Raw genomic sequence first — 12,082 nt, forward strand, 5'->3', positions numbered from 1 at the left:
GGTCGGGGTCGCGGCGCGGTCGTTGAGCGAGCAGGACTCCGAGGAGGGATCAGCGTCCCGCCGTGCGCGCCCAGCGGGACGTCGACCGGCGCCCGGCGAGCCCGGCCGACCAGCTGTCCACGGTGGACACGAGGGTCGCGTCCGTCGAGCGGGTCCTCAAGGAAGTCGAGCAGCCCCGGCCGCGTACGCCCAGAAGTCCCGCATCAGCGGCGGCGGGGTGGGACTGGTCATCGCCACCTGGGTCATCAGGACCGACACCGTGCCGGTGGCGGGCACGACGTGGGCCGAGGTCCCCGTGCCGCCGACCCAGCCGTACCGCCCCGGCACGTTCCACGGGTCGACGGCGGCGACGTCGACGGACCCGCCGAACCCCCATCCCTGGCCCTCCAGGAACAGCACCGCGTCCGCCCGCTGCTCCGGCGTCAGGTGGTCGGTGGTCATCAACCGCAGCGACTCCTCGGTCAGCACCGGAGGCCCCCCGCCCAGCAGCATCCGCCCGAACGCCAGGAAGTCGTCCGCGGTGGACACGAGCCCACCCGCTCCGGACTCGAACGCGGGCGGACTGCTCCACTGCCCGTCGGGCCGGTCCACCAGCGTCAACCCGCCGTTGTCGTCGGGCTGGTAGTAGGTCACCAGCCGCCCCACGTCGGACGGCGGCACGGAGAACCCGGTGTCCACCATCCCCAGCGGCGCGAAGACCCGCTCCCGCAGGAACTCCCCGAGCGAACACCCGGCCACCCGCTCGACCAGCACCCCGGCGATGTCCGACCCGGTGTTGTAGAGCCAGGCCTCACCGGGCTGCCGCAGCATGGGCACCGCGGCCAGCCGCCGCAGCCACTCGTCCGACCCCACCGTCCTCCCCGGTTCGGGCGGCCCCTGGATCGACCGGCTGAACAGCAACCGCACCGCGGGCAGGGAGAAGTCGTCCGGGAACCCGTACCCGCACCGGAAGGTGAGCAGGTCGAACACCGTGAACCGCCGCACCGCGTCCACCACGTCGTCGACGGCGGCACCCGGCTCCCGCACCACCTTGACCGGGGCCAGTTCCGGCAGCCACCGGGAGACGGGGTCCTCCAGCCCCACCAGCCCGTCCTGCACCAGCACCATCACGGCGGTCGTGACGACCGGCTTGGTGATCGAGGCGATCCGGAAGATCGCATCCCGCGCCATCGGTGCCGACCCGTCGACGTCGACGGCCCCCACCGCCGCCACCTCGACCTGGTCGCCACGCGCGACCAGCCCCACCGCCCCCGGCACCACCCCGGCCTCCACCCGTGCCACCAGCAACTCGCGCAGCGCCGCCATCGGACCACCCTCCACTCGTTCCGTCGAGGTGCAGACCTCCCGGACCGGGGAAAGTCATCGCGAACTACTGCTGGTCCATCCAGGTGGTCAGCGACGTGGTCCAGTGGTTCACCGGACTCGTGCACACCGCGTTCTCGACGGGCAGGCACTCCCGGTCGTTCCACACCAGGAACCCGGCGGTCAGGGCCACGACGAGCACCCACCGCGGCGCGGCGCGCGTGATGGCGAGCTTCGGCAGGCCCTGCCGCGCGAAGCCCTGGACGGCGTCGACCACCGCCACGACGGCGGCGCCGTACCCGTAGACCACCTCGGGCGGCACGCGGTCGAACCGCCGGAACACCCGGCTGACCGCCAGGTCCGGAACCAGCAGGCACACGCGCACGGCTTCGGCGAGCAGGACGACCGGCGTGACCAGCGCCGCGCCCAGCAGCGGGAGGCCCCTGGTCGCCAGCAGCCTCAGCAGGGCGAAGCCGAGGTACGCCACCAGGACGAACTCGACGAAGGCCCGCATCCAGAACGGCATCCCGAGCTGGGTCGCGAACCCGTCCAGCAGGACGAGGAGGTCACCGACCAGCGGGACGCCCGCCACCGGGTTGAGGACGTCATCCATCGTCTTCCTCGTCCTCCTCCTGATCCGTCCGAACGGCCTCGACCGGCTTGGGCCTCCGGGGTCCGGCGGGCTTCTCCCCGTCGAGCGACCTGCTGCCCTGCAACTGCTCGATCACCGTGCTGCTCGCGTTGGCCATGATGGCGGCGATGTCCTTGCGGTTGACCAGGTTCGCCTCGAGCAGGGAGTTCAGCACCGCGTTCGCGCCGTCGAACTCCATCTGCTTCTGCTTCATCATCAGCTGGATCACGTCGTTGACGTCCTCCCCGTGGTCGGAGAGGCGCAGCGCCAGGACGTTGTGGTTGTCCGTCCGCAGCGCGTCCGCGTAGACGGTCATCCGCTCCACCTTCAGGTCGAGGTCGTGCTTCTGCTTGAGGGCGTCCAACTTCTGCTGGAACTCGGCCCGTTGCAGCTCCAGCACGTGGGAGTGCTGCTCCGTGATGCCGGTGCTCTCGATGTTCTCCCGCTCCCACCTGGCCCGCGTCCGGCCCGCGATGTGGGCGTTCGCCTCGGCGGCGAGCGTCACCACCACCCGGCAGCCGAGGATCTTCACCCCGTTGGCCAGCGGGATCGAGTGCGCCTCGAAGTCCTCGTGGTCCTCGTTGATCCGCTTCTCGGCGGCGGCGCTGCTCTCCAGGTCGAACAGCCGCGACACCGTCCGCAGCCGCACGACCAGGTGCTGCTTGATCGAGGCCTCGGGGTTGTCCAGCTGGGCGCGCACGGCGGCGACGGGGTCGGAGACCCGCCAGGTGACGTCCACCTTCGCCGAGAACGAGAACGCCTCCTCCTTGGACGGGAGTTCGACGTCGAACGTGTCCTGGTGCGTCGACACGTCGACCGCGTACACCTCCCTCGGCGTGGCGAGCCACAGCTCGCCCATCGTCAGCCGTCCCTTGACGACCACGTACTCACCGCGCTTGGTGACGTACACGATCGCCGAGTGCCCGGACGACGCCGGACTGGACCTGCGCAGGTTCGCCCTGCTCGCCTCGATGGTCCGGACGACACCCGTGCCGGTTGGTCTGTCCACGTCATGGCCCTTCCTGGTCGAAGTGGTCCACCACCGCGCGCACCGCGTCGACCGGACCGCCGGGCCGTGACGCCCAGTGCTCCAGCTCGTACCGGACGCTGTCCACGTCGTCGGCCTCGACGGCGATGTCGCGCAGCAGTCGGGCGAGGGGCGCGCGGAGGGTGTTGTCGCGCTGGGCCAGGCGGACCCAGTCGCGCAGCAGCCCGTAGCCGCGCCGCAGGAAACCCGCGGTCTCGATGATCCGGGCGAACAGCACCACGATCCGCTCGCGGTGCTCGGGGTGCTCCTCGGCGAGCCACAGCAGCGCGGGCCACTTCACCGAGCTCTCCGGCACCGTCACCGTCAGGTAGTTGCCCACGACGAGCACGGCGAGCAGCGCGGTGTTCCGGCGGTTCGGGAACTCGTCGTCGTCGCTCCACGCCACGAGCGCGGTCAGGACCTGCACCGGGTCGTCGACCCGGCAGAACACGTCGCTGACGCTCTCGCTGATCGCGAACGCCGTCGGCCAGTCGGCGTGCCTGGCGGTCCGCTTGAGCAGCCGCAGGACCGTGCCGGGGCTGGCCGAGGTCGTGGTGCCGATCGCGCGGGCCGCGGTCTTCCTCCGCGACCAGCTGCCCCTGTCCTTGAGCCACCTGTCGAGCATCCGGTGCACGACGCGCCCGAGGGCGGGGTGCTCGGCGGGGAGCTGCAACGCCGCCACCGCGGAGTCCCTCATCGCGGGGTCGTCCGACTCCGCCCAGGGCAGCACCACCCGGTTGTGGATGCCGATGAAGTCGAAGAGGCTCAGGAACCCGACCGCCATCCCGGTCCGCACGCGCACCCGTTCACCGAGGGCGCCGCCGAGCCCGCGCAGCCAGTCCTCGACGACCTCCATCCCCTGGTCGTACTCGGTGCACAGGTGCTCCAGGACCCACGCCGGGTAGTTGTCGTTGCGGAACCTGACCTTCCGCACGGCGATCGGGCCGAACGCGGTGTCCTCCAACGACTCGACCACCTCCGCGCGGGCGTCCTCCAGGCGCTTGCCCAGCGGCGTGGCGAACAGCGCCCTGCCCCGCTCGCCGGGGCGACGCCGTTCGATCCTCCTGATCCGGTCGGCGAGCATCGTCGCCGCCTGCGACACCAGCTGCACGGACTCGTCGTTGAACACCGCGAGCGAGATCATGAAGGCCCGCTGCTCGACGTCGGTCTGCTGGTTGAACCAGTCGAGGAAGTTCGCGCGGCTCGTGCGGGAGTACCGCTCGCGCACGGTCGCGACGTCGATGCGCCCGGCGGCCACGTCCACCAGCAGGGAGCCGAGGTGGGCCAGCTCCCGCCGCGGCACGTCGTCCGTCAGCTCGGCGACGATCTCCTCGACCTCCGGGTCCTCCAGCACCGCGAGACCCGTTCCCCCGGCCCCGGACACCGCCATCCCCCAGGACAGGTGGCGCCGGATCAGCTCGGCGGGCTCGACCCCGCCGAGGTCGTCGACGACGAGGTGCCCGATGTCCGCGACCGGCAGCTCGGTGGAGTCCTCGGCGATGACGACGAGCATGCACCCGGTGTCCCGCATGAGCCTGCTGAGCCGCTCGGTGTGGAACGAGCGCAGGTCGCGCGCCTGGTCCGGGTCCAGCGATTCGAGCAGGTAACCGTGCAGGCCCTTGAAGTTCTGCCCGTCGAGGGTCTTCAGGTTCACGTCGGGGTCGAGCTTGAGCACGCCCTCGCGGCACAGCTCGTCCAGCAGGCGCAGCGCCGTCGTCGTGCGCCCGGTCCCCCCGCGGGCGTGGATCACCACCACCTGGTGCGACTGGAGCGCCCTGCGGAGCGCCGAGTACCGCGCGGGCTCCACGTAGGACTCGCGGATCCGCGCCAACGTCGTGCTGGGCACCGGCCCGCTGTCCACCACCATGCCCACGTGGCTGGAGTTGCCGGTCGCGTAGTTGTCGCCGACCTGGCCCACGCTCGTCTCGCGGAAGAAGAAGTTCGCGGTCCCGCCGACCCCGCCCAGCATCTGCTTCGCCGTGTGCAGCATGTCCCGCAGGGCGTTCCACTCGTGCGCGCTGTCCGGGTCGGACGCCTTGGTCTGCGCGGCGGAGAACCCCTCGTCGTCCTCGTCCTTCCGCTCCTCGTCCGACGAGTCCTCGGCGGTGACGGGATCCGGATCCACGGCCGCGTCGGTCGTGTCATCGGTGCCCATCGCCGACCCCGGAGCCGTAGTTGTCACCGATCTGCCCCGCGGTCACCTGTCCGTTGAACGTGGTGACCTTCGTGACCACCGGCCCCGGCGTCTTCTCGGCCTCGTCTCCGGACGGCGGTCGCGGGTACCCCACGACCCGGACGTGGACCCCGACCCCGTCGGGCAGCCGGACCCGCCGGAACGCGGCCGGGTTGCTGCCGCCGTGACCGTGGCGGACCACCTTGTCGTACACCCGCTGCGACACCACCACGGCGCAGACGCCCTTGCGGGCAGCGGCCAGCACCTCCCCCACCACGGCGGAGGCAGCAGCGTCCACCGTGCCCGTGACGTCGACGCTCCGCCGATCCCCGGAAAATTGTCCACAGTGGACGGCGATCCGCAACTTCCCGCCCGTGGCGGCGGATCCACGTTCCTCGTGCACGGAGGCGATGGCGGAAGCCAGGTCCGCCACCACGTCCGCGACCGATGCCACCGACTCCGGCACGACCGCCACCACCCGCCGCGCGGTCGACCACCGCCGCTCCCGCTCCACCCCGATCCCGCACCGTTCGAGCGCGGTGTCCAGCACCCGGTCCAGCTCGGCATCGGCCTCGTCCGTCACGAGCACGACCACCGACGACGGCACCGCGACGGCCTCCGCCACCCGCCCCAGCTTCGCGATCAGCATCGCCGCCAACTCGGCGGGCGACGTGGACCGCGCGTCGGCGCACGCCGTGGTCCGGTGGATCCCCGGCACCTCGGTCTCGTCGAACAGCACGGGGAGCAGGTAGGGCTCAGCGGTGTGGATGGCCCGATCCTGCGCGGCCTGCCGCTCGAACGTCGTCCACACCCGCCGCGCATAACCCGCGGAAGCGAACAACACGCAGAACCGCGCCCGGTTCCGGTAGACGTCGACCAGGTGGTCGTACAGGTTCCGCCCCCACATGTCCTCGGTCTCGTAGGCGTCGTAGAACACCGACACCCCCCGCTCCCGCAACACCCCGGCAAGCTCCTCCGCGTACACCCGCTCACTACCCGCGAAGGACAGACAAACGTCGTACACCTCATCCCCACCCATCCCACTCCCCAGCCCCACCACCAGCCCAGGCCTCAAGCAAACGCGCCACCCGCCCCCGATACCCGTGATGGCAACAAGTTGTCCACGTACTGTCTCGACGCGCTGGAGTTGACAACCGCATTCGCCCACGTGGGCCGCACGGTGCTGAGGACGGCGAACACGCTGACGACCATCCCGATCACAGCGAACACCAGCCCGGCGACAGTGGGACCGATGGGCATTTCCCGGATCGCCGTGCCACTGCGGCAGGCAGTGGAAGGCCTGCTGTCCGGTCGCAGTTCAGCGACCGTCCCGCCCGACGGCAACGGCACGGTCCGAGGCGGGGAACCGTGTCACGTCAGCGCAGGTCCGTTCAGTTCTCGAACGGGTCGTCATCGCCTGGGGTGACAGCCACACGCGAGGGGGACCTTCCGCCCGCCCGAAGACGCGAAGGACGACCTGCTCGCAACTGCCACCCGTTCGTGGCTCTCCGGCGACTGGTTCGGCCTGAGCGCCGTAGACGGCCGGGCGAAAAAACAAAGCCCTTGACCGCGTTCACGCTGGTCAAGGGCCTTTTCGCAGTGGTCAGACGATGTGCCCCCGGCAGGATTCGAACCTGCGCTCCCGCCTCCGGAGGGAAGGCCTGGAAGCTATCACCCGTCTCTACCTGCAACTATACTCTCATTCAGGCTTCCAGGGGTCTCGTGAATTCCTCTGGTTGACCCTGGTTCGTGTCACGTTTGATGTCACGATGCAGCGCGGTTCATGGTCGAGTTTTTAGTGGTACAGATCACTATTTTGCTGCTCGTGTCGGGCGTGTTGCGGCTCCTGCCTCGCCAAGTTGATCGCTGACTCGTGGACGACATGCACTCGGCCGCGGGTGGGGCGACGAGATTCTGTCTACTGTCATCGCGACAGCCAAGCCTGCTCCCGGTTGGAGCAACCGATCCCGTGTGTCGAGGGCGAACTTGCGAGCACATGATCCGGCTTGTTCATGAGGTGGACTATGTACCTGGCTCACTAATTGTTGAGTGTCTGAACGGTGTGGCCGGAAGGGCATGGTTGCTGAAGTGTTCAACTGCCATCTAAATTGTGCTCTTGTTTCAGATTCCATTATTTGGATTGTTGACATTCTTGTCGTAGTAGAGAGGACTGGCGTCGGCATGTTTACCGAGCCATTCGAGGTAGCCGACTATGCTTGGTGTGCCATAGTTTATGGTTAGCTCAAGTCCGAACAGGGCAAGCGCGAAATAATATTCTCCCCGCTCGGTGTGTAGAACTTCAAACTCCCATACTCGTTGCACTGTTGAGCCGTCGGCGAGAGTCCATGACTTATTCGAGTCGTAGATCCTGCGGCTATAGTAGGGCCAAGGATGTCGCGATCCACGCCGTGCATATTCCCTGATGGGGTCAAATTGTGGCTCTGTGGCCAAGTAGTGAAGACCCTCTTCGGAAAAAGCGAGGCGCGTGGCCATAGCTTCCAGGGCGACTTTTGCCAGAAATCGAGAGGTTACTTTCTCGTCCCATGTATCCTGAGGGGTGGGAAGGTTGATCACATTAGCGCCATGGTGAAAGATTAGATCAAATGCCTCGGGTGATACCTCGACGGAGCCGATATTCGAACCTAAAGCAAACTGTCGTGCAAGAACTTCCGCATCGGGTCCGACAGTTCCGGCAAGCGGCGGTATTCTCCCCTTCTTGTTCGATACGCGTTGATGAAAGCGAAGCGCGTTAACGTTGGCCAAGTCCATAAGGGGCTTCTCGACCTTGCGTGCAAAATAGTTATTGCATTTATCGCAAACGACACCCGGCGGCAGGGTGAGGGTGGTATTGCCAAGAGATTCGGGTATGACGTGTTCAACGCTTCTGGAGTCGAGTGAATCACATTTGCAGAATAAGCAGATCAATGGTTATTCTCTCGTGAAGGCCAATAGGTCTGAATGTATGGTTCAAGTTCTCTGAGATGATTGATGCTCTGCGCAATGCTACGCGTTTCAATTAGTGCTGTATGTGGTGCTGCCACCAGGCGAAGTTCTCGTCGGTGTGGCGGGGAATGTAGCTGGCTTCGTCCCGTACGCGCTGGAGAAGTACGGCAATCTCTTGCCGACTCTGCCCGATGGCCTCTGTGTACTGCCGGAGGATCGTCGTGGTTCCTGTCGGCACGGCGATGCCGGCCTCGACGGCGACCCGTCGAGCCTTCCGGTCATCGGTCGCCATGGGCAGTGAACGCGAGCAGGCAATAGCGATTGTCGCGGCTTCACCGTCGTCGATGTCGCGCGCCAGTTCGACATAGGCGTCAAGTTCAGGGCCGACGAGTGTCAGCACGTGAGCCAGAGGCGGTGTATCCGACACTCGTCCTCGTCGATACACGGTGATGGTTTCCTGGTCGACGTGCAGTTCACCGCACTCCGCGGCTGCCTGCTTGGCCATGAGGAAGTGGATGTCGAGGGCCGCCGTGATCTCCGAGGCACTGTCCGTTGCCAGTAGGTTGATCGCGATGCATGCGTCCAAGAGCAGCTGATTTCGCACTACCTGTCACTCCACGCTGTCCAGGAGATCGACGATCTGTGACTGTCCGTCTTCGCCGACATCCTGCGTGGAGGTCAGTTTGTGGAACTCCGTGCGTGCTTCCACGATGCTCATGTCCAGGTACTGGGCGAACTGCGTTTCGGTGATCTCCCCGTCCATGAAAAGTTGGGTGGCGAGCGTGCGGTAGTGATACGGGAGTGGGGCCCCGTTGTCCTGGATGGGTGCGAGGTTGAGCATGTCCGCGGCGGCGCGTGGTTGGAACTTGTTGTCCTTGAGTCGATCCCAGGTACCCGGCTTGATCAGGTCGAGGGTTTCCAGTCGCAGGCACAGGGCTTGGACCGACACGCGGTAGGCATGGGCGAGTTGCACGAGGGTGGCTGGTGTCGCCTTGCCGTCGCTGTCCTGTTTCAGCTCGTGGAAGCGACGGACGATGCCGTTGCGGGGCATGAGGAAGTTGGCGGCGAAGGCCTCGGCGAAGCGTTCTGTGTCGTTGACGCGACCGGCGCCGAGCCGGGTGACTTCGGGCCGGTCGCGTGAGGCCAGGAAGTGGGCGTATTCGTGGGCCATGGTCCAGCGGCGTCGTTGCGGTGGGTGATTGCGGTTGATGCCCACGCAGCCGCCCAGCGGGTCGACGTGGATGAACAGGCCGGCGACCTTGGAGGGCAGGTCGAGGAAGAAGATCCGCAGGCCGACCTCGACTTCCAGGACTTCGCGCAGCACTTGAAGTGGTCCGTCACCGAGTCCGAGCCGGTTGCGTTCCTCGGTCGCGAGGGCTTCCCCCGCGCTCTCGGGTCCGAGGTAGTCGGTGGACCTGACTGCGGGCGGTCGTCCCGGAAGCCTGAACTGGGATCGACGCAGCAGGTCGAGGTAGCCGTCCGCGAACCGCTCCAACTCGTCGACGGCCTGCTCCAGGTCGCCGTCGGTGGAGTTGGTCATCAAACCGGTGCGGAACCTGGCGCGGATCGACGCGGGAGGGGCCGAGGGGCGCAGCAGGGTCGCGACGTCCTGCCCGTAGAGCTCCGCGAGCTTGACCAGCTCTGCGGAACTGACCGCGCGAGTGCCCTTCTCCATGGAGATCAGCGTCGGGCGGCTGACTCCAAGCTCTGCCGCCACCTGGGCCTGGGTCAGCCGGACGGTCTCCCGCGCGCTGCGGATCCGTGTGGCCAATGCCTCGGTCGACTCGTGCTCATCCACTGTGACACCCATCGCTGACATCCTGAAGCCGTGTGCCGAACCAGTCATCGACGCGCAAACCTAGCGAGTCCATGAAGATCGGCCATTCCTGGGTGTAGGTCGCGAACATACTGGCGAGCGTCTCGCGTGACACCAGCCCGGCGGTACGTGTCAACGCCGGGAACTCGTCGATCAACGCAGACCACGGTGCGTCAGCCTCCAGGCAGGCTTGCATGCGCGAGGCTTGCCACAGCATCGCGACCAAGCCTTCAGTGGAGGCGGTGGCGTTCTTCCTGTAGGCGAGGTGGTCATCGATCGACGGGTGCACTGATGCGGCCACTGCCTGCCTGCGCAGCAGGCACGAGGTGCACACACCACAGCGCGGATGGCCCGCCACCCGTGAGGCGAAGCTGGTGTCGCACGACACGCTCGCCGACATCGCCGCGACCGCCGTCGATGGCACGGCCGAGAGCACCTGAGCCTTGGTCATGCCCAGGAACGGATTGTGGATCGTGAAGTCGTTCCCGGTGAGTTCGCGAAGCAGGTTCTCCATCCCCGCCGTCGTCTTCGGATGAGCCGACTTCGTCGCCTGGGCGCCGAGCTGAGATCGGATGTAGGGGAGGTTCACCGCGCCGATGCCGTTCTCACAGAACCACAGACGACGAACATCCAGTGTCAACGCGGTGGCCACACCGGCAGCGAGGAACACCAGCCCGCGGGAGCGTTGAGAAGACTCGGTCCTGGCCAAGTCTCCTGTCAGTCCACGGGTGAGATTGATGTTGAAGCGGATGTGGCGGTCCTCGTCGACATCGGGGCCCAGGCGACCCAGGACTGTGCGCTGCACTCCGAGCATGTGGTTGTTGGTTACGACACTGACCGGAAGAAGGGCTTGGTGGGAAGCCTGGGTCGCCAAGCCCGCCGAGGAGTCCAGGCCGCCGGAGAAGAGCATGGGCTCCAAGCCGTCCGGCAGGACGTCCAGCAGGTACCCCTGCCCGGAGAACAAGCCCGTGCCCTCGGCCGGGACGAACGAACAGTCCCACTGGTCGTCGGTCAACCACTCCAGCAGCGAGTGGACCGACTCCAGCGCCGCTGTCCACCGGTCCGGCTCGCGAACCGCAATGATCGCGCGGATCCCGCGACCCCAATCCGGGCCGTTGTCGTAGCCGAGGTAACGCGGCCGTCGAACCATCCGGTCGATCGCGTAGACCGCTCCGGCGAAGTCGAGCAGATCCGCCGCCACCACCGGAAGGTGACGCGACAGCAGGTCGACCACACCGCCACCATCGAGTCGGGCGTCCACGCCGAACCGGACGCGCTGCTCGTCCGGGGATTCGTCCGACCAGTACCTGACCACCGCGTCGGAAGGAGTCACGTCCACAGTCTTCACAGGTCGTCCAATCCGGTGCGCAGCAGCTCCTCGAGAGGCTTGGTGGGTGACCGGCGGTCCGGAGCGCGCAGACCCTCACCAGTGGGGTGGCGGATGAAGCGATCGCGAAGTGCGGCCATGGGCGGGGACTTGGACAGACTGGTGAACAGATCGCGTAGCTGAGCCATGGTGTAGTACCCATCGGCGATGAGGGTGGGCAGCATGTGATCCAGCCCGGCCCCGGCGACTCGTTCCAGCAGGCGCTCCGCGAGAGCCTCGGTGGCCGTGTCGGGCGAGACCAGGTTCATGCGTTCCTGCATCGAGGACGCCAGCGCTGGTGCTACCTCGTCGAGCAGTCGGCCCATGACGCCGGCGCGTGACTGCATGGGGATCTGCACGAGGGCTTCGTGGCTGTCCTGGACTGCGGCTAGTCGGACGCTCTCCGCGACCTCGGCCAGTTGGGGAACACCGCCGGATGCACGGATGGAGTCGGCGATCGCTGCCACCATGGCGTCCTCGACCTCGGTCGAGGACGCGCCTGCTTTCAGCAGGTTGGCGACCTTGCGCCACTTGCCGCCAGCTCGCCACGCTAGGTAGTCACCGTCCGGCATGCCGCCTCCTTACCTCTTGACATGAGAGTACGCCCATGTGGCTCTTCTGTGTCAATAAGTAAACGGGTGATGGAGTCGGGGCGTGATGTCGACTGCGGCAGCGCGCAGAGGCCTCCGCGATCTCGCACGTCGGGACCGCTGGTGGCTGCAGTCATGGAGTACGACTACTCAGCGCAGTGTCGTCTGCCTCGACGGGCCGTTCTGATCTGTCGAGCGTCAGCGGCGATGGAGGCGTCGGAGGGTGGCGCGGCT

The 12,082-nt window shown here is 67.0% G+C and carries 10 protein-coding genes and 1 pseudogene; all 11 read right to left on the reverse strand.

Going from position 1 to position 12,082, the window contains the following annotated elements; all coding sequences use genetic code 11:
- Positions 1-156 precede the first annotated feature (156 nt).
- The 11 genes and pseudogenes from AC156L_RS20170 to AC156L_RS20220 all read right to left on the reverse strand — a co-directional run bounded on the left by AC156L_RS20170 (position 157) and on the right by AC156L_RS20220 (position 11,830).
- Positions 157-1,305 carry a serine hydrolase domain-containing protein gene (locus AC156L_RS20170; RefSeq protein WP_484407163.1) on the reverse strand — a complete coding sequence of 383 codons (1,149 nt, stop codon included), beginning with the start codon at positions 1,303-1,305 and terminating at the stop codon, positions 157-159.
- Between the two features lie 64 nt (positions 1,306-1,369).
- The gene (locus tag AC156L_RS20175) at positions 1,370-1,915 is read right to left on the reverse strand and encodes a hypothetical protein (protein WP_330874024.1); all 546 of its coding nucleotides are present in this window, start codon (positions 1,913-1,915) and stop codon (positions 1,370-1,372) included.
- On the reverse strand, positions 1,908-2,942 hold the full coding sequence (locus AC156L_RS20180) for a hypothetical protein (RefSeq protein ID WP_330874023.1): 1,035 nt from the start codon (positions 2,940-2,942) through the stop codon (positions 1,908-1,910). Before AC156L_RS20180 ends, AC156L_RS20175 begins: the two co-directional genes overlap by 8 nt.
- A 1-nt stretch (position 2,943) precedes the next feature.
- Positions 2,944-5,115 (reverse strand): hypothetical protein, encoded by a 2,172-nt coding sequence (locus AC156L_RS20185; protein WP_330874022.1) that lies wholly within the window; start codon positions 5,113-5,115, stop codon positions 2,944-2,946.
- Positions 5,102-6,172, reverse strand: coding sequence for a TIR domain-containing protein (locus tag AC156L_RS20190; protein WP_330874021.1), 1,071 nt, complete (start codon positions 6,170-6,172; stop codon positions 5,102-5,104). The genes AC156L_RS20185 and AC156L_RS20190 overlap by 14 nt, the downstream gene beginning before the upstream one ends.
- A gap of 1,082 nt (positions 6,173-7,254) precedes the next feature.
- The gene (locus AC156L_RS20195) at positions 7,255-7,902 is read right to left on the reverse strand and encodes a hypothetical protein (RefSeq protein ID WP_330874020.1); all 648 of its coding nucleotides are present in this window, start codon (positions 7,900-7,902) and stop codon (positions 7,255-7,257) included.
- Between the two features lie 12 nt (positions 7,903-7,914).
- Positions 7,915-8,058, reverse strand: a pseudogene (locus AC156L_RS20200) (HNH endonuclease); the annotation flags it as partial.
- 91 nt (positions 8,059-8,149) lie between these two features.
- On the reverse strand, positions 8,150-8,680 hold the full coding sequence (locus AC156L_RS20205; protein ID WP_330874019.1) for a PIN domain-containing protein: 531 nt from the start codon (positions 8,678-8,680) through the stop codon (positions 8,150-8,152).
- Between the two features lie 6 nt (positions 8,681-8,686).
- Complete coding sequence (locus tag AC156L_RS20210; RefSeq protein WP_330874018.1) at positions 8,687-9,886, reverse strand: helix-turn-helix domain-containing protein; 1,200 nt, start codon at positions 9,884-9,886, stop codon at positions 8,687-8,689.
- Entirely contained in the window at positions 9,867-11,240 is a 1,374-nt protein-coding gene (locus AC156L_RS20215; protein ID WP_330874017.1) for a 7-cyano-7-deazaguanine synthase, read from the reverse strand. The genes AC156L_RS20210 and AC156L_RS20215 overlap by 20 nt, the downstream gene beginning before the upstream one ends.
- Positions 11,237-11,830: a hypothetical protein gene (locus tag AC156L_RS20220; RefSeq protein WP_330874016.1), complete on the reverse strand. Its 594-nt coding sequence runs from the start codon at positions 11,828-11,830 to the stop codon at positions 11,237-11,239. Before AC156L_RS20220 ends, AC156L_RS20215 begins: the two co-directional genes overlap by 4 nt.
- Between the last annotated feature and the right edge of the window lie 252 nt (positions 11,831-12,082).

The organism is Umezawaea sp., from assembly GCF_057122925.1.

What these genes read in the sequence shown, in the direction of transcription:
- AC156L_RS20175 (WP_330874024.1), bottom strand. Translation starts at nt 1,915, where the DNA reads ATGGATGACGTCCTCAACCCGGTGGCGGGCGTCCCGCTGGTCGGTGAC.
- AC156L_RS20185 (WP_330874022.1), bottom strand. Translation starts at nt 5,115, where the DNA reads ATGGGCACCGATGACACGACCGACGCGGCCGTGGATCCGGATCCCGTC.
- AC156L_RS20210 (WP_330874018.1), bottom strand. Translation starts at nt 9,886, where the DNA reads ATGGGTGTCACAGTGGATGAGCACGAGTCGACCGAGGCATTGGCCACA.
- AC156L_RS20190 (WP_330874021.1), bottom strand. Translation starts at nt 6,172, where the DNA reads ATGGGTGGGGATGAGGTGTACGACGTTTGTCTGTCCTTCGCGGGTAGT.
- AC156L_RS20220 (WP_330874016.1), bottom strand. Translation starts at nt 11,830, where the DNA reads ATGCCGGACGGTGACTACCTAGCGTGGCGAGCTGGCGGCAAGTGGCGC.
- AC156L_RS20170 (WP_484407163.1), bottom strand. Translation starts at nt 1,305, where the DNA reads ATGGCGGCGCTGCGCGAGTTGCTGGTGGCACGGGTGGAGGCCGGGGTG.
- AC156L_RS20195 (WP_330874020.1), bottom strand. Translation starts at nt 7,902, where the DNA reads ATGGACTTGGCCAACGTTAACGCGCTTCGCTTTCATCAACGCGTATCG.